The organism is Facklamia sp. P12950, from assembly GCF_050409465.1.
In the GTDB taxonomy this organism is placed as follows: Bacteria; Bacillota; Bacilli; order Lactobacillales; family Aerococcaceae; genus Facklamia.
Genome location: NZ_JBNUPK010000001.1, coordinates 125338 through 142269, shown reverse-complemented (window position 1 = coordinate 142269; position 16932 = coordinate 125338). Strand labels below are relative to the sequence as shown.

Genomic DNA, 16932 nt, shown 5'->3' with positions numbered 1-16932 from the left:
TTTTTGAAGATGCTTTCTAATTGGTTTCTTTTCCTTCTTCTAAATCTCCAACTGTTTTATATTTTACCGAATCTGATTGAGGATCACCAATTTGAACTTCCAAATCATCATTCATTTGCCATTCATTCCATCCACCATCAAACATGGTAACATCTAAACCCCGCTCATACATCAACAAGAATGGAAGGCTAGATCTCCAACCAGTTCCACAATAAAAGGTTAAATCATTTTCAACATCAAAACCTTCTTCTTGCCAAAAAGCCAAAATCTCATCGAAGCTTTTATTTGTACCGTCTTCATTTTTAAAATCTTCCATTCCTGAACTATTAGCTTCTCCAGAGCCCCTCAATAATGGACGTCCCCAAACTGCTCCTTTAGGTTCTCCCGCTTTAGGAATATAAGAGTATCCTGATTCTATACCTAACCATTCATTTTCAGAACGTAGAGAGACTAAGCGAAAGTTGTCATTATTAGCTAAAGCATCCACAGTATCATCTAAAGATATAAGATATTCAGAATGAGCAGGCACTTCGACTCCAAATTCTTTAACAGCTGCAGGGACCACTTCACCTTCTTCTATTTCGTAACCTGCTGCTTCCCAAATAGCTAAGCCGCCATCTAGAATTTTAACGGATTCAACTCCTGTGTACAATGCAGCATAAGCTACACGGTCTACACCTGTATCAGGTCCATATAAAATCAACGTCGTATCTTTATCAATCCCATATTTTAATAAAGATTCTTCAATTTCTTCGGCAGATCGCAAATTCCATACAGGACCCTCTTCAACCGAATCCGTATTAATATGAATCGCTCCAGGCAAGTGTTTTCTCAAATAATCTGGACTTGCATCGGCTTCGCCCCAAGTGACTTCCGCCAATACATATTTTTCAATGTCTGAATTACCATCTAAGACATTTTTAATCCATTCTGCATCAACATAAACTTGTTTGGCCGGATCGACAGGGTATTGCTCCTCACTTGAAGCTTCGGTAGTGTTTTCTTCAACTTCATCTTCAGCATTAATTCTAGCAAATGGTTGCATAAGCCCAACAAATAATACAGTCAACATCAACCATGAAAACATTTTTTTCATAAGACACCTCCTTATATATATTTTTTTACTGGCTAATCATATCACTTCAAATATGCACCGACAAGCTTTGTTAGAACAGCCTTGAGCATTTATCAGAATAACTGATGAAAGCGATATCAATTCAAATTAACCATGAAGGCCCTTATCTATTAAGATATAATGGGAATGATAATATAAATTTTAAAGAGGAGAAGATCTTATGATTTATTTAGATAATGCAGCCACTTCCCTAAATAAACCTCAAGTAGTCATTGACGCGGTCATTGACGCCATTCAGCATTCTGGCAATGCTGGCAGAGGTTCTTCGGATTCAGCCATGCAAGCTTCTCGAAGCATTTTTCAAGCCCGTCAATCTTTGAATCAATTGATTAACGGCAAAGACCCTCGGCAAATAATTTTCACTCATAACGCTACAGATAGTTTAAATACAGTTATTAAAGGATTATTTAAGAAAGGTGACCATGTTATTACGACTGTCATGGAACATAATTCCGTTCTAAGACCTCTCTATGAACTAGAAGAAAATGGTCTTGAACTGACTATTTTAGGCATCAATTCGAAAGGAATTATTGATCCGGCAACAGTAAATAATACCATTCAAAGCAACACTAAAGGAATGGTCATCACTCATGCTTCCAATGTTACTGGTGACATTAATCCGATCAAGGAAATCACTCAAATTCTACACCAACACAATCTTTTAGGTATTGTAGATGCCTCACAGACAATTGGCTGTATACCTATCGACGTAGAAGCTTTGGACATAGATGTTCTTTGTTTTACAGGACATAAAAGTCTTTTAGGTCCGCAAGGAACTGGTGGTATATATGTTCACCCAGATGTAGAGATTCATCCACTAAAATCAGGTGGAACAGGCATTGATACCTTTAGTCATCATCAACCTCTTGATTACCCCTCACGCTTAGAAGCCGGAACTTTAAATAGTCATGGAATTGCTGGTCTTGCAGCAGGTGTAAATTATTTAATTGATTATGGAGTGAATAAAGTAAGAGATTATGAAAGGAATCTCTTAAACATCTTTTATAAGGAACTTCAATCCATTCCCCAAATAAAATTTTACGGTCATTTTAATCCTACTGTAGACCGCTGTGGAATTCTTTCAATTAATCTAGGCGATTTTGACTCGGCCATCGTAGTTGAAGAACTGATTGACCGAGCTGAAATTATAACACGAGGTGGTGGTCACTGTGCTCCTTTAATGCATGAAGCATTAGGAACCAAGGAACAAGGAGTTGTGCGATTCTCACTATCGCATTATACGAAAAAAGAAGACCTCATGGTCGCCGTTGAATGTCTTAAAGACATTCAAAAAGATCTATCTGAGTAATTTTAAACGATTCGACAATTATTTATTATTTTTTCTAATAAATACCTCTCTCACCTTAAAATCAAAAATAAATATTAAATCGATATCAGAAAGTAGTGACTTTTGTGGAATTAAAACAAATCCAAACCTTTATAACAATAGTAGAATGGGGTAGTTTTTCAGAAGCTGCTAACCAACTCTACCTCTCTCAACCAACTGTCTCTTTGCACATTAAACAATTGGAAAATGAATTAGGCATCGAATTAATTTCACGCACAACTAAAAGCCATGAATTAACTACCCAAGGACAGGAATTTTATAAGTACGCACAATCCTTATTAAAAATGTCACGTAACATTGAAACCACCTTTTCTCAAAGAAACAACCATGAAATCACAATCGGTGCCTCATCCATTGCTGCTTCTTATCTTCTTCCGTTAGCTCTTTCGGAATTTGCCAAAAATAATAAAGAGATGCGGGTCTCCCTTCACCAAAGTGATACCATTGATATTATTAATGATATTGCCCTAGGGTCTTTAAATATTGGTATTGTTGGCTCTCAATCGATGAATAGTAACTTGACTTTTGAGAAGCTCTTTTCGGATAAATTAGTCATTGTTACCCCTTATAACCAAGAATTCATACAATATAAAGAAACAGCTTATCCAATTAAGAAGATCTTAGAAAAACCTTTCATTACTCGCGAGGAAGGTTCAGGAACACTTAAAGAATCAGCATTGATACTGAGAGAGTTGGATATCGATCCACTCAAACTGAATAAAGTTTTTGAAGTAAATAATAATGAAACGATAAAACAATTTATTAAGTTGGGGGTTGGGATTTCCATTCTATCAGAGCTAGCTGTTCAGCCTGATGTGAAACATAAAGAAGTTTTAACCTTCGATATTGAAGGAGTGAATTCTATACGAAACTTTTACTTGGTTTATCGTAAAAATACACACCTTCCTGAATCCGTTAAAAACTTTATCAATTATATTCGTAACTATCAATTATCAGTTGAACCTTTTCAGTCCGATCAATCAATTAATTAAGACTTAAGTCTGTCTGATTTTGGTTAATTTTCATCTATGATTGTCATATCATCAACATATGTTAAAATGTTTTTGAGGAGTGTGACCCGATGGATGAAAAAAGACAAATTTTAACCCGAAAATGGATGCATTTCCTCAATATTTTGGGACTCATAATTACTTTCATATTAGTTATGTGGGGAATTCAAGCAGGTGTTTTTACCGACGAGAGAAAAATGCTAGTAATGATTAAAGGTTTTGGCTTTTGGGCGCCCTTGATTTTTATTATCATTCAGATAGCTCAAACCATTATTCCAGTTATGCCGGGAGCGATTACTATTCCCATTGGAATCTTAGCCTTTGGTCCCTTTTGGGGTTTCGTCCTCAATTTGTTACCCATCTATCTCGGATCTTGGGTCAACTTTTGGATTGGTAGAAGATATGGAAAACCTACTGTCCGAGCCATACTCGGTGATAAGTCTTATGGTAAAATGATCAGACTTTACGAAAGAAAAAACATGGGAAATTGGCTTTTTACTTTTTTAATGTTTTTTCCCTTCTCGCCAGCTGATATTCTCTGTTATGGAGCTGGAATCACTACTATGACTCGCAAGTACTTCATTTTATCCTTGCTATTTGGCAAACCTGTTTCCTTAGCTTGTTATGGTTTTGGAACAACTTATATTTTACATTGGTTAACATCATTCTTTTAAAAAAGAGGCTATCACTATATAGTTGATAACCTCTTTTTATGTTTTAAGCTTTGTTAATTTCCCACACTCGGTTAATTATTTTTAAATTAGAACCACTACTTGCCTTTTCTTTTTCAATTAAAAATGGTCTTTTAATTAGCATACCGTTTTTACTCATTAGCTTTAAAACTTCTTCAGAAGACATACTATCTAAACGGTCTTTTAATTTCATATCTCGGTAGACCTGTCCAGAAGTATTTAGCATTTTGCGAATATTGCCATCTGTCGATTGATAAGCCACTTTTAATTCCGAAAAAGAGGGGGGATTGTCGCGAATATCTTCTATCTCAGTCAATTCCAAACCATTTTCCTGCAAATACTTCATAATCTTGCGACAAGTTGAACATTGCTTTAAACCATATACTTTAATCATCATTTTCCCTCCGTCATTCATAAAAGAATACATAGCATAATTAGCTCACAGTATTATAAAATTGACTCTAATTTTTATCTCGTCCAAAAAATCGCCTTCCAATTTTGAAGACGAGTTCTTTTATTATTCATCGTAAAAACGGCGATTTTTATTATTAGGATTATAAAAAGTAAATCCTTGTCCAATAACTTCTTGAACATCACTAACTGTAACAAAAGCATTTGGATCAATTGAAGCAATATGTCGCTCTATTTTCACCACTTGCTGTTTAGATACAACAATATATAACACTTCTTTTTCCTTATGGGTGTAATAACCATAAGCTCTGAAAACAGTGATCCCTCTTGCAATTTCTTCGGTAATCATCTGACAAACTTGTTCTGGTTCTTTAGTAATAATTAACATTGCCTTCCGACGACTAAAGCCATCCGTAACAAATTCTAAGGCAGCTGAGGTTAAAAATTTCATAAAGATAGTAACAATAGTGTTTTCAGCACCTATAACAAACCCAGAAGCTAAGACAATTGACATGTTTAATAAAAAGGTAGCTGTGGCAAAATTAATCCCAAGGTATTTCTTTAAAATCATGGCGATAATATCTGTTCCGGCCGAAGAACCATGTCCTTTAAGAATTAATCCTAAACCAATACCCATTACAACTCCGCCTGCCATTGCCGAAATTAGCCGGTTTTCTGAAATAAAAACAGGTGGAAAGACAGTGTTTAAAGCCCAGGAGGTTACAATCATGGCATAAATTGTAAAAATTAACGTACGTTTTTCAAGAAATCGATAACCAATCAATAGAATAAAAGAATTTATAATGAGGTTTGTGGTCCCAGTAGGAATATCCTTGATATATTTTAAGATAATCGCGATACCTGCCACTCCACCATTACCAAAATGATTGGGGATTACAAAACTGTTTACCCCAGCAGCATAGACGAGACAGCCTAAAGTAACCATAAAGATGGAATAGGCAAGTGCCCATGGTTTCACCTGTAGCTGAAGTTTTGAAATTGACGGTTTCATTTATTCGCTCCTAATTTTATATTTCATTATCTATTATAGCGTTTATTCGATTTAAAAAACAGAACCTTCAGATGACTTTTTAATTAAATTTCTGTGGATAAAACCTCAGTCATTTCTCATCTTTTTTATAAATTACTCCACCGTTACCGATTTAGCTAAATTACGTGGTTTATCTACATCAAGCCCCCGTTCAACTGTTGCTAAATAGGCAATCATTTGGCAAGCAACCACACTCACAATTGGAGTTAAGAGCGGATGCACAGATGGAAGAACAAAGTCTCCTTCACTTGCGTATGGTTCACTTGCTATTACAAACGTTTTGGCTCCGCGCGCTTTCACTTCTTCTAAACTAGACCGCGTAATGGAAGCTGTTACTGGGTCAGTTATTAATGCAGTAACAGGCGTTCCCTCTTCTATTAAAGCAATTGTTCCATGTTTTAATTCTCCTGAAGCAAAAGCTTCGGTGTGAATGTATGAGATTTCTTTTAGTTTAAGAGCTGCTTCCATGGCTACTAAATAATCCATATGACGCCCTAAATAGAAAGCATGCACTTTATCTGCAAGTCCATTTTTTACCCAAGAATTTAAAGCATCTTTTTGAGTAAGGACCCTTTCAATGGCTTGAGAAACTAATGATAACTCATGTTTCATTGAGAAATCCTTTTGGCTTGCAAGAACATCTGCTAAAATCGCTAAGACTGTTAATTGAGCTGTATAAGCCTTTGTAGAAGCCACAGCAATTTCCGGTCCTGCATTCAATAAAAGTGTATAATCCGATTCTCTCGAGAGAGTAGATCCCTTGACATTAGTTATAGTTAAAGATGGATAGTTTAATTCATTGACTTTCACTAAAGCTTGTCGACTATCAGCTGTTTCGCCTGATTGAGAAATAAATATAAAGAAAGGTCTTTGACTTAATAGCGGCAAGTGATAAGAAAACTCTGATGAAAGATGAACTTCCACTGGTATTTTCGCCAAGTCTTCAATCATCACTTTACCTACTAAACCTGCATGATAAGAAGTCCCACAAGCTAAAATATAAAGACGATCCGCTTGCTTAATTTCAGATAAAAGGTCAGCTTCAATAGTAAATTCACTATCTTGATTCTGATAATAAAGAATATTTTTACGAACTACAGCAGCTTGCTCATCCATTTCTTTAAGCATATAGTGCGGATAAGTTCCTTTATCAAGATCACTAGCATCTAAGTCTGCAATATAAGAAGAACGGTCAATGACTTGACCCGATAAGTCCTCAATTAAAATGCCATCCGATTGAATCATCAATAATTCACCGTCGTGAATTTCAATATATTCACTGGTCAAATCAATCGTTGCCATTGCATCCGATGCAATTACATTGAAATCGTTTCCCATGCCCACTAATAATGGTGATTTTTTCTTAGCAGCATAAAGAGTTGTGGGGTCTTCTTTATCAATTAATCCAATAGCATAAGAGCCTTCTATCAATTGAAGCACCTTTTTTAATGCTTCTTTGGTAGATATTCCTTCTTGTGAGAAGTAAGCAATTAAAGCAACAATTACTTCTGTGTCTGTTTGTGACTTTAATGATACTTCACTTAAGTAAGTTTTCTTTAAGTCTAAATAGTTTTCAATCACACCATTATGGACTAAAGTAAAGCGATCAGAATTAGATTGATGGGGGTGAGCATTTTCTCTATTAGCAGGACCGTGGGTTGCCCACCGTGTGTGACCAATACCAATACTAGAGTTAAATTCTTGATTTACTGCCCTTTCAAGGTCGGCAATTCTACCTTTCTCTTTAAAAAGATGACCCCTACCTTCTTGATCTAAAAGATAAAGTCCGGCCGAATCATAACCACGGTATTCTAATTTTGCCAATCCATCAAGTATAATTCTTTGTACATTTCCTTCACCAATAAATCCAACAATTCCGCACATAAAATACGCCTCATTTCTTTCAATATTTTATGCTTTCGGTGCATAGAATAGACTCTGTCCAAGTTCTCGCGATCTTGTTTTAACTATTCTTAAAGACTGCACAGCCTTGAGTCATCCGCCGAAAATTCGATAAACTCATCCTCGTCACCTATTTCAATAGGTCTGGCGCTATCCAATTTTAGTCTCCTTTTATATTTTCTGAAAGCCTATTAAACTTACACTAAGCACGACTAAATGTCAAAAACTTCACACAAAAAAGCGTAAGGATTAAAAGGAATCTTCACGCTCTTTTGAATTATATTTATTTTGTTCTCTTTTTTAAACGTTTAATAACCGTCGTTGAATATGGAAGCAAATTAATCGATTTAATTTGATTAAGATATTCATTTTCTTCAAGATCAACAACATCATCGTAAACTAACATCGTATAATTGCCTAAAGGAACATTAAAGTGCGCATATTCTTCACCACCATTAAACATTAACAAGAGATCATAGCTTTTACCGGCATAACGAACCGCCATGATTTGGTCTGAAGCTTGAATTACTTCTGTCGAACAACGTAAGCTCTCATAGCTAGTTTGGCGTAGAAGAGGCTCTTCTTTTCTTAATTGAATTAAACCCTTTACGAATTCCACCGTTTTACAATGTTGAGTCATTAGAGACCAATCGATTTGATTAATAGCATCTGGTCGGTTATAAGAATCTCTGACTCCTTGCTTGCTTCTTAAAAATTCTTGACCAGCATGAATAAAGGGAATCCCTTGGGCTAGCAAGACTAAAGCCAATCCTAATTGCTGTTTTTTTATAATAATTTCCGGTAGATGATAAGGGTCAGCCATCATTAACCGATCATAGAGTGTATAATTATCGTGTGCTTCACAATATTGAATCACTTGCATGGGATTATTAAATTTTTCAGAATCATAGCGAGCTAGAAAATTATTAACTAGTGGTTCTTCCATGTACCAAGCACCATTAATAAACCCCCTTGCCTCAGGATTAAAATCATTCCCTTTTATAGCCTCTCGGATCCCATCATTAAATTGAGCTATTCTAGGCATTTTATAAGCATTATTTAAATTAGCTTTTTGATCTGGTGGAATGGGACTAGCCATATCCCAACCCTCACCTAAAATAATTATACTAGGGTCAATTGCATCAAGAGCTTCTCGAACAGCTTTTAAACTCTCAATATCATGCAAACCCATTAAATCAAAGCGAAATCCATCGATATGAAATTCACTTGCCCAGTATTGAACAGAGTCTACGATGAACTTTTGCATCATCACACGTTCAGATGCTGTATCATTTCCCACGCCACTGCCATTAGTTAACTGTCCAGATTGGTCATAGCGAAAATAATAGTGCGGGACTGTTAAGTGGAGAGGATGGTTTTCAACTTGGTAGACATGATTATAAACAACATCCATAATGACACGCATCCCTTTTTGATGAATAGCATGAATCATTTGTTTTAATTCTTTAATTCTAACAATAGGATCATAAGGATCTGTTGCATAAGAGCCTTCTGGAATATTGTAGTTATAAGGATCGTAACCCCAATTATATTCATTTGGTTGCTCAAAGGTTTCATCGATAGAGTCAAAATCGAAAAGAGGTAAAAATTCTAAATGGGTCACTCCCAACTCACTTAGATAGTCTAACCCTGTGGAATCCCCTTCAGGATTTCGTGTGTCGGTTTGAGTCAATCCTAGATACTTTCCTCTATCAGTAATGCCAGATTCGCCTTGAATCGTTAAGTCGCGTACATTCACTTCATAAATAACCATAGCTTCGTCTCGAGGAAAAGACGGCATCCTTTTCGACCAGCCTGCTGGATTGGTTTTTTTCAAATCAACTACGACTGATCTCCTACCATTAACTGTACATGCTCGAGCGTATGGATCGATTGTTTCCTTTTGGCTCCCGTCTTTGAAATCAATACGAAAGCGGTAGGTTGTTTGATGATGGTCCCCTGCTAATTCTATTTGGAATACAGGGCCTTGCTTAACCATGAGGTGTTCATCTTTAACTTGACCATAATAACCTTCAAAAACAATTAATTGGATGGAGCGAGCAGTTGGTGCCCATACTTTAAATACTGTTTTATCAGGTGAATAGATAGCTCCTAATGCACCTAAATATGCCATTTGATCTAATTCTTTAATCCTCTCTTTTGTATACATACCTTCACTCTCTCATCCTTTATTTTAAAAAAAAGCAATAGAATAACGATTTACTATCGCTTCTATTGCGTTTTACACAAAATCTCTCTCAGTGAATTCTACTATTAACTATTTATAACGTTTGCGATGTGACAATTGACAATAACGTTCATACCAAATATCGATAAAGGCCGGATTAAAAGGACCTTTTTTTTCCTCAATCCAACGGACCAGCTCTTGAATGTTATATTTCAAAATGCGATCAATTTCGACTGGATAATTATAACGTCGACTATGTACTTCATACTCATCTAAATCCAACAATCGCTTCTCACCATCTGGAAACATTTTAATATCAAGATCATAATCAATATATTTTAACGCTTCCTTGTCCATAACATATGGAGAGGCAAGATTACAATAATAAGTGACACCTCTTTTACGAATCATCGCTACAATATTAAACCAAAAATGTTGATGGTAATATACAATTGCTGCTTCTCGTGTCACCCATCGACGACCATCTGATTCGATCACTAAAGTATGATCATTGCACCCAATAATAGACTGCTCACTGGTCTTTAAAACCATCGTATCGCGCCATGTTCGATGCAAAGAACCATCGTGTTTATAACTTTTAACAGTAATGAATTCACCTTCTCTGGGCTGCTTCATCACTGAACCTACTTTCTATTGTGTAAATAATTAGCCATTCGGCTATCAACTTTTCCTTGAATATTATATCATACTCGCTTGTCTTTATGGGAGCAAATTTCATTTTATAAGAGAAAGCTTATTCTCTCCTTAAAATAAATTATTTCCTAAAATTCGAGATTTATGCTATAATTTGTTCAATAAAAAAAAGAAAGGAAGCTTATTATGAATTCAAGCACTTCCCCCAAAAAACCACTAGAAATTGGTATATATACTTTAGGTGATCATGTACCTCATCCAATTACTGGCGACCGTATTTCACAAGAACAAAGAGTCAATGAAATTATTCGTTATGGTATTGAAGCAGAAGCGGCTGGCTTAGATCTTTTTAGTGTCGGTGAAAGTCACCAACCTTATTTTACTAGCCAAGCGCATACAGTTATCTTAGCAGCTATTGCTCAAGCAACTTCTAAAATTAAACTTTCTTCTGCTGCAACCATCGTTTCAACTTCAGATCCCGTTCGCATCTTTGAAGATTTTGCTACCCTGGATCTTATTTCAAAAGGAAGAATGGAGATCATTGCAGGACGCGCTTCACGTGTAGGTCTTTTTGATTTATTAGGCTATAATATGCGCGATTATGAAGCCTTATTCGAAGAAAAATTTGAACTTTTACGTCAGATTAATGAAGATTTAATTATAAATTGGGAGGGAGAATTTAGAGCACCTTTGAAGAATGCTTCCATTCTACCTCGACCTTATCAAAATCGTAAACTGACAATTTGGCGCGCAGTTGGTGGCCATCGCACATCTGCTATTCAAGCCGGACGTCAAGGAGCCCCTATCTTCTTAGCACATTTAACTGGACCAGTCGATATTCATTTAGCTAATATTCAGTCTTATCGGGAAGCCTTAGAAGAAAGTGGCTATCAAAGCCAAGATTTCCCTGTGGCAACTGCTGGAATGCTATACGTAGCTGAAACTTCACAAAAAGCCAGACAAGAAGCCTATACTTTCATTTCTAAAGGCTTTACCTTCTCAAATGGTCAAGAATTTCCTAAGCGAGCTTTTGCCCAATCAGAAAACCTTAATGATATTCTTAACGTTGGAAGTCCGCAAGAAATCGTTGAGAAAATTCTCTATCAATATGAAACTTTCGGTATCAGCCGTTATGTGGCTCAAATTGATTTTGGTGGAATTCCTTTCGAACATCTAATGAAGAACTTAGAACTTTTAGAGGCTAAAGTTTTACCCGCTGTTCGCCGCTATACTGGTCAAAAAGCTGCCGATCAAGCTGAGCCAACCGATCACGCTAAATTTAGAGAGACGGTCCAAGAATTGACCAAGGAAAAGGAAGTGGAATAATGAGATTAATTTTACTTTCTGGTTCGAAGATGGGTAGTAAAACTCGCATTGCTATGAACCTCACTAAAGAGATTATTCAAACAAACTATTCAGACTTTGATGTGGAGTTGATTGATCTAGCTGAAAAAGATATTGAATTCGCGGATGGTCATCACTATGTTGAACTTACTGGCGATAGTGCTTATGTTACAAAAGCAATCATGGAAGCTGATGCTATCATAATTGGTAGTCCAATCTTCCAAGCCTCCATCCCAGCCACACTTAAAAATATTTTCGATCTTTTACCACAAAATGCTTTAAGAGGCAAGACAGTTGGAATGGTGATTACAGCAGGTAGTCCTAAACACTACTTAATTGCCGAATATCAATTGAAGCCTATACTTTCATATATGAAAGCTATGGTTATTCCTTCTTATGTCTTTATTGAAGAAGCTGACTATCATCAAGGTGAAATAATTAATCAAAACATCCATTACCGTTTAGATGGTTTAATTAAAGATACTTTATTATTTAGCCAAGCTATGGAATTAAAACGCCAAAAAGAAGAAGAAGCCTATGACTTTTAATAATTAAAATATATCGTTTGTAATCAAAAGACCTCTAGCTCTTTTTGCTAGGGGTCTAAATTTTTTAAAACTTATTTGTTTGATGCATCATTTAAAAAAGTCGTAAGTCATCATTAGAAGATGCTTTATTACTATCTAATAATTTTATCTGCAGTGAGGACAAGGCCAATTGACTTATATCACTCTCTGCTACCCACCGAAAGCTACTATCATTTAGATGAAGCTGATCAAGTAATTGCTGTCCACTACTTTCAAAATTGACCGCTAAAATGCCAACTTGCCAAATTCGATGGCTAAAAACATGTTTTATTGCTGGAGTAAGCTTTTCTATCTTGACTTTAAAGTATTGCTGAATTTCTTCTACAACAGATTCCATTACCATTTCATCTGGCTTGAGATAAGTATAAAAGAATGCCTCTTTAACTTCATTTGCATCTTTTAAAGCTAGCAAATCGACTTCTACTAAAGGATAGTGCCATAAGCCGAACAATAATTCTCCGGTTTGATGCTGACGCATTAAAACTTTCCCTTCTTTATTTATAATTTTATAAGCAAGCCATTCTTGTCTTATCTGCTTAGTCTTCTTATGTTTAACTGGATAAAGATGACTCGTTCCATTTTGATAAGATTGATCAAATTCTTCTAAGATATGGTTTTCAGGCCGGTAATTGCTTGGTGTCATAACGGTAGCTCCAATATCCATCAAAGCTTGATTAAAGTCACCCGGTCGTTTGGGGTCAATCAGAGGGTCTAATATGGCTTTAAAAACTTTACGGTTTTTTGCTTGACCAATATCTTCCTCTACTTCAAATAAGCGAGCGATAATACGCATTAAATTGCCATCAATGGCAGGCTCAACTAAACCAAAGGCAATCGATCCGATAGCTGCTGCTGTATAAGGTCCAATACCTTTTAAACTTAATAGCTCCTTCATGGTTTTTGGCATGATGCCATCATAATCATTCATAATTTGTTTAGCAGCAAATTGCATATTTCTTACCCTTGAATAATAGCCTAAGCCTTGCCATAGCTGATGCAGTTGTTCTTCAGAACTTTGAGCTAAAGCTTGAATAGTTGGTAACTCGTCTATAAAACGCTCATAGTAAGGGATAACCGTATTCACTTGCGTTTGTTGCAGCATAATCTCACTGACCCAAATTTGATAGGGATCTTTGCTGTGGCGCCATGGTAAGTCTCGCCCTTCTTCATCGTACCAAGTTAATACTGTTTTGCGAAACTTCTGAATTTTTTGAGGAGACCAATCAAGATAACTACTTATAAATTTACTCATTTAACTACTCATTCTCCCCTTTCATATTCATCACACTTTCATTATCCTCTAGCCAATTTTGAATGTCTTGATATTCAAATCCCTTTTGGCGCAAGTCGACAATTAGACGCTGCTTAAGTTCGTAGCCTTCATGTTTTTTGGATCTTTTGCGGAAAATTTTTTGCCCCTCTTTATCCAGCAGATCCTCCTGAAGTTCAGGATCGACTTCCATTTTATAATTATCTAGAAAGGTTTGAATGAGTGTTCGATCATAGCCCTTTTGGTTAAGGTGTTGGTATAACTTTGTTTTTTGCATGGCTAAAGACAATCGTTTTTTACTTTTAATAAACTTATCCGCTAACATTTTTAAGTTTTCTCGTTGCAAATTTTCTGGATACTCCATTAAAGCTTCTTCAATTAATAGATCATTTAAACCTTTCATTTTCAGCTCATAAGAAATGTTTCTTGGCCCTTTACGGTTGATATTGGCTTGAGTGCGTACATAGGCTTGGCCATAAATAAGATCATTAATTAAGTTTTGTTCTTTTAGTTTGTCAATAATTTGATCAATCAAACTTTCTGAAATGTCAAAAGATGCATAGTCAACATTCCTTTGTTGTTTACTGGGATTAGCTAGTGGCGTTTTGCAGTTACTAGATTCCATTTCCTTAGAAAAATCCTGCCTTTCTTCCATCTTCTCACTTTGTGACTCTTTTATCATTTTATCAAGATAATCACGTACTTCTTGTTCAGATTTCAAACCATAAGACAGATAGTTTAGCGTTTTTTGATAAAAACGATAATGAAATTCAGCTTCTAAAATTTTTCTAATTAACTCTTGATCGACTGCTAAACCTTTTCTGATAGCAAACTTAATTAAAATTGCCTCATCGATTCCAAAAGCAAACTGATTATCTATAAAAATAGAATAGCGTTGCTTATTCTTTTTTTGAACCTGAATTTTTGATATTTTCAAATCATCACCTCTATTTATTATTGTAACACGATTTATCCAACTTCTCTGATTCAGACTTCTATTCTGTTATCGAGAATATGCTATAATAGACAAAAAAACTAAAGGGGCTTGCTCATGGATAAAAGAGAACAGTCAATTCTTCAACTAGCCACTCTTGCTGGGACCCTCTTGATTCAATCAGAAGCTGAAGGTTATCGAGTTGAGCGAACAGTTAACCAAATTCTCTCATTAAGTAACTTTGACCAACCCGCTGTCTTTTCATCTGCTTCTGGCCTATTTTTAGCTTTACAAAATAGTCAGTTTAAAGAAGAAAGCCCGGTGGGAAGCACAATTATTGTAAGGGTGAAAAACCGCAAAAATCACATGCGCATCATCCATCAAGTCAATGAAATCATTGGTCAATTATTAGACAAAAGTATTAGTCCACAAGAAGCCTATTTGAAACTAAACAGCATTCAAGACCAGGAATATACCACCCATAACCAATTTGTTTGGACAATTCTTTTGATCATGTCCTATGTTATCTTATTAGAAGGTGGTTTAGGCGATTTGGTGATTGCTCTAATTCCAACCATCATGATTCTATTTTTTAAACTATCAGAAGATAACTTTGGTCTCAACCGTTTTGCTGTCAATGTCTTAATGACAAGTTCACTAGCCTTTGTTTTACCCATTATCCATTGGTATGTAACCACCCGCTTTAACCTAAATATTGTTATTGGTGCCACTTTAATGCCACTTTATCCCGGAACGGCTTTTACCAATGGAATCCGTGATTTGCTTCACGGGGATTACTCTACTGGTATAACTCGTTTAATAGATGCTTTTAAGGAAGGATTGAGCCTTGCTTTGGGTGTCGGAATTGGCTTAGCTATCTCATATGGAGTGATTAACTTATGGAATTAAATCATTTAATATTAAGACTCGTTGCTAGTTATCTAGCAACTGTAGCAGCAGCTATCAATGTCAATGCTCCACGTAAATTCATTTATTGGTCAGGTATACCGGGAATCATTTCATATGCTGTTTATTTATTTGTTCTAAGTCACACCAATACCTTTATCGCTACTTTTATTGGTAGTCTTATTGTAAGTATTATGGGCCAGTGGATGTCACGTAAGTTTAAAACCGTCGTTAATGTTTTTTACATTCCTGCTTTCTTTCTTTATGTACCGGGAATTGCCATTTACGAGACTGCAGAATACTTTATGCAAAACAATTTGATTGCAGCTAGTCAGTCCTTTTATCAAGCCTTGGTGACTGCTCTTGCCATTGGTTTAGCGGTCTTTGTCGTGGATTCAGCTATGGATACTTATAAATATCACCTTAATAAAAGGTCACAAGCCGATTAAATTTTATGCTCAATCGGTCAGTCTATGGTCGGAGTAATCTTTCTATTTAAAATGTTAAACTTATAAAATCGAGGGGTGATTTTTTGAATAATTGGCGCCAATGGCTGAAAGTAGTAGCCTCAACTTTTTTAATTATAACCATTATTTTTATTTTCAATCAATTTATGCAATTATACCGTAATTTAGCTTATATCCATCCTCTCTTAGCACTCACAGTCATTTTTATTCTAGCTGTTATGTTAATTTATTTTACATTCCTAACTGTGAGAGAACTAATGAAGTTGCCTAAAGAAATAGATTTAGCAGATGGAGCAGGTCCAGAAGAATACGATCAGTATGTAAAAGATAGTTTAGTCAAACTAATTAAGAACCCTACTTTAAAAGAGCTGAATTACGATTGGCTTGCTCACGAAAACTTATCCGCAGAAGAACAAATTCACTTGGCCCATCATTCTTTAAGAGAACATGGCTTAATTGAAATCAAAAAACAAGCTCAAATGGTTTTCTTAACAACTGCTATCTCACAAAATGGTTCCTTAGATGCCCTTACAGTTCTAGTTGTTTTAATGAAAATGGTTTGGCATTTGATCAAAGTGTATGATACGCGTCCGAGTTTCGGAAAAGTTCTTTCCATATACACTAATGTTGCAACCACAATTTTAATGGCTAGAGGGATTGAAGACTTAGATCTTATTGAAGCTCAAATGGAACCTTTCATCTCTTCCATCCTTGGAGGCAGTCTATTATCCATGATTCCAGGCTCTGTTTCGATTACTAATTTAATAGCCAACTCGATTTTAGAAGGATCCATTAATGCCCTACTAACCTTAAGAGTGGGAATTGTTACTATGGATTATTTGGGCAGCTTGAAAGATGCTGATAATCAAGTTATCAAACGGTCTGCAACCATTGAAAGCACAAAATTGCTCGGTCAAATTATTAAAGATGGCAGTTTAAAAGTTATCCAAACCATCGTTAAATCTGTTAAAAAAACAGGTATCGAAAATAGTAAGAAATGGAATCCGTTTACAAAGATATAATAACAATGCTA

The 16932-nt window shown here is 35.7% G+C and carries 16 protein-coding genes; 8 read left to right on the top strand and 8 right to left on the bottom strand.

Annotated features, from left to right (window positions below; all coding sequences use genetic code 11):
- Positions 1–16 precede the first annotated feature (16 nt).
- Complete coding sequence (locus tag ACQV2Q_RS00800; RefSeq protein WP_428874889.1) at positions 17–1096, bottom strand: sulfurtransferase; 1080 nt, start codon at positions 1094–1096, stop codon at positions 17–19.
- 199 nt (positions 1097–1295) lie between these two features.
- On the opposite strand from ACQV2Q_RS00800, the gene ACQV2Q_RS00795 reads away from it, so the two are divergent.
- The 3 genes from ACQV2Q_RS00795 to ACQV2Q_RS00785 all read left to right on the top strand — a co-directional run bounded on the left by ACQV2Q_RS00795 (position 1296) and on the right by ACQV2Q_RS00785 (position 4167).
- Positions 1296–2444: an aminotransferase class V-fold PLP-dependent enzyme gene (locus tag ACQV2Q_RS00795; RefSeq protein ID WP_428875766.1), complete on the top strand. Its 1149-nt coding sequence runs from the start codon at positions 1296–1298 to the stop codon at positions 2442–2444.
- Positions 2445–2548: 104 nt separating this feature from the next.
- On the top strand, positions 2549–3475 hold the full coding sequence (locus ACQV2Q_RS00790) for a selenium metabolism-associated LysR family transcriptional regulator (RefSeq protein WP_428881678.1): 927 nt from the start codon (positions 2549–2551) through the stop codon (positions 3473–3475).
- An 89-nt stretch (positions 3476–3564) separates the two neighbouring features.
- Complete coding sequence (locus ACQV2Q_RS00785) at positions 3565–4167, top strand: TVP38/TMEM64 family protein (protein ID WP_428874891.1); 603 nt, start codon at positions 3565–3567, stop codon at positions 4165–4167.
- Between the two features lie 43 nt (positions 4168–4210).
- Here the strand turns inward: ACQV2Q_RS00785 and ACQV2Q_RS00780 are convergent, their stop codons facing one another.
- The 5 genes from ACQV2Q_RS00780 to ntdP all read right to left on the bottom strand — a co-directional run bounded on the left by ACQV2Q_RS00780 (position 4211) and on the right by ntdP (position 10373).
- Positions 4211–4579: a Spx/MgsR family RNA polymerase-binding regulatory protein gene (locus ACQV2Q_RS00780; RefSeq protein ID WP_428881677.1), complete on the bottom strand. Its 369-nt coding sequence runs from the start codon at positions 4577–4579 to the stop codon at positions 4211–4213.
- A 123-nt stretch (positions 4580–4702) separates the two neighbouring features.
- On the bottom strand, positions 4703–5608 hold the full coding sequence (locus ACQV2Q_RS00775; protein WP_428872773.1) for a YitT family protein: 906 nt from the start codon (positions 5606–5608) through the stop codon (positions 4703–4705).
- A 132-nt stretch (positions 5609–5740) separates the two neighbouring features.
- Positions 5741–7531, bottom strand: coding sequence for a glutamine--fructose-6-phosphate transaminase (isomerizing) (gene glmS, locus ACQV2Q_RS00770; protein ID WP_428875769.1), 1791 nt, complete (start codon positions 7529–7531; stop codon positions 5741–5743).
- 301 nt (positions 7532–7832) lie between these two features.
- The gene (pulA, locus tag ACQV2Q_RS00765) at positions 7833–9719 is read right to left on the bottom strand and encodes a type I pullulanase (protein ID WP_428872769.1); all 1887 of its coding nucleotides are present in this window, start codon (positions 9717–9719) and stop codon (positions 7833–7835) included.
- A 108-nt stretch (positions 9720–9827) separates the two neighbouring features.
- Positions 9828–10373 carry a nucleoside tri-diphosphate phosphatase gene (gene ntdP / locus ACQV2Q_RS00760; RefSeq protein ID WP_090289229.1) on the bottom strand — a complete coding sequence of 182 codons (546 nt, stop codon included), beginning with the start codon at positions 10371–10373 and terminating at the stop codon, positions 9828–9830.
- A 204-nt stretch (positions 10374–10577) separates the two neighbouring features.
- Here ntdP and ACQV2Q_RS00755 point away from each other — a divergent pair, with 204 nt between their 5' ends.
- Together ACQV2Q_RS00755 and ACQV2Q_RS00750 are read left to right on the top strand one after the other, a co-directional pair.
- Positions 10578–11717: an LLM class flavin-dependent oxidoreductase gene (locus ACQV2Q_RS00755; protein WP_428874894.1), complete on the top strand. Its 1140-nt coding sequence runs from the start codon at positions 10578–10580 to the stop codon at positions 11715–11717.
- On the top strand, positions 11717–12283 hold the full coding sequence (locus ACQV2Q_RS00750) for an NADPH-dependent FMN reductase (RefSeq protein ID WP_428881676.1): 567 nt from the start codon (positions 11717–11719) through the stop codon (positions 12281–12283). Before ACQV2Q_RS00755 ends, ACQV2Q_RS00750 begins: the two co-directional genes overlap by 1 nt.
- A gap of 91 nt (positions 12284–12374) precedes the next feature.
- On the opposite strand, the gene mutY is transcribed toward ACQV2Q_RS00750, so the two are convergent.
- Both mutY and ACQV2Q_RS00740 read right to left on the bottom strand, forming a co-directional pair.
- Positions 12375–13574 (bottom strand): A/G-specific adenine glycosylase, encoded by a 1200-nt coding sequence (gene mutY, locus ACQV2Q_RS00745; protein ID WP_428872766.1) that lies wholly within the window; start codon positions 13572–13574, stop codon positions 12375–12377.
- A gap of 4 nt (positions 13575–13578) precedes the next feature.
- Positions 13579–14529 (bottom strand): RecX family transcriptional regulator, encoded by a 951-nt coding sequence (locus ACQV2Q_RS00740; protein ID WP_428875772.1) that lies wholly within the window; start codon positions 14527–14529, stop codon positions 13579–13581.
- A gap of 114 nt (positions 14530–14643) precedes the next feature.
- Between ACQV2Q_RS00740 and ACQV2Q_RS00735 the strand changes: the two genes are divergently transcribed.
- From ACQV2Q_RS00735 to ACQV2Q_RS00725, 3 genes are all read left to right on the top strand, one after another.
- Entirely contained in the window at positions 14644–15435 is a 792-nt protein-coding gene (locus tag ACQV2Q_RS00735) for a threonine/serine ThrE exporter family protein (protein ID WP_428872764.1), read from the top strand.
- Positions 15426–15881: a threonine/serine exporter family protein gene (locus tag ACQV2Q_RS00730; protein WP_428872763.1), complete on the top strand. Its 456-nt coding sequence runs from the start codon at positions 15426–15428 to the stop codon at positions 15879–15881. The genes ACQV2Q_RS00735 and ACQV2Q_RS00730 overlap by 10 nt, the downstream gene beginning before the upstream one ends.
- 83 nt (positions 15882–15964) lie before the next feature.
- Positions 15965–16921 carry a DUF697 domain-containing protein gene (locus tag ACQV2Q_RS00725; RefSeq protein WP_428872762.1) on the top strand — a complete coding sequence of 319 codons (957 nt, stop codon included), beginning with the start codon at positions 15965–15967 and terminating at the stop codon, positions 16919–16921.
- Positions 16922–16932: the final 11 nt, after the last annotated feature.

Bases quoted from the DNA above. Each gene is read 5' to 3' on its own strand.
- ACQV2Q_RS00785 (WP_428874891.1), top strand. From the start codon at position 3,565: ATGGATGAAAAAAGACAAATTTTAACCCGAAAATGGATGCATTTCCTC.
- ACQV2Q_RS00750 (WP_428881676.1), top strand. From the start codon at position 11,717: ATGAGATTAATTTTACTTTCTGGTTCGAAGATGGGTAGTAAAACTCGC.
- pulA (WP_428872769.1), bottom strand. From the start codon at position 9,719: ATGTATACAAAAGAGAGGATTAAAGAATTAGATCAAATGGCATATTTA.
- mutY (WP_428872766.1), bottom strand. From the start codon at position 13,574: ATGAGTAAATTTATAAGTAGTTATCTTGATTGGTCTCCTCAAAAAATT.
- ACQV2Q_RS00795 (WP_428875766.1), top strand. From the start codon at position 1,296: ATGATTTATTTAGATAATGCAGCCACTTCCCTAAATAAACCTCAAGTA.
- ACQV2Q_RS00755 (WP_428874894.1), top strand. From the start codon at position 10,578: ATGAATTCAAGCACTTCCCCCAAAAAACCACTAGAAATTGGTATATAT.
- ACQV2Q_RS00775 (WP_428872773.1), bottom strand. From the start codon at position 5,608: ATGAAACCGTCAATTTCAAAACTTCAGCTACAGGTGAAACCATGGGCA.
- ACQV2Q_RS00800 (WP_428874889.1), bottom strand. From the start codon at position 1,096: ATGAAAAAAATGTTTTCATGGTTGATGTTGACTGTATTATTTGTTGGG.
- ACQV2Q_RS00730 (WP_428872763.1), top strand. From the start codon at position 15,426: ATGGAATTAAATCATTTAATATTAAGACTCGTTGCTAGTTATCTAGCA.
- ACQV2Q_RS00735 (WP_428872764.1), top strand. From the start codon at position 14,644: ATGGATAAAAGAGAACAGTCAATTCTTCAACTAGCCACTCTTGCTGGG.
- ACQV2Q_RS00780 (WP_428881677.1), bottom strand. From the start codon at position 4,579: ATGATTAAAGTATATGGTTTAAAGCAATGTTCAACTTGTCGCAAGATT.
- glmS (WP_428875769.1), bottom strand. From the start codon at position 7,531: ATGTGCGGAATTGTTGGATTTATTGGTGAAGGAAATGTACAAAGAATT.
- ntdP (WP_090289229.1), bottom strand. From the start codon at position 10,373: ATGAAGCAGCCCAGAGAAGGTGAATTCATTACTGTTAAAAGTTATAAA.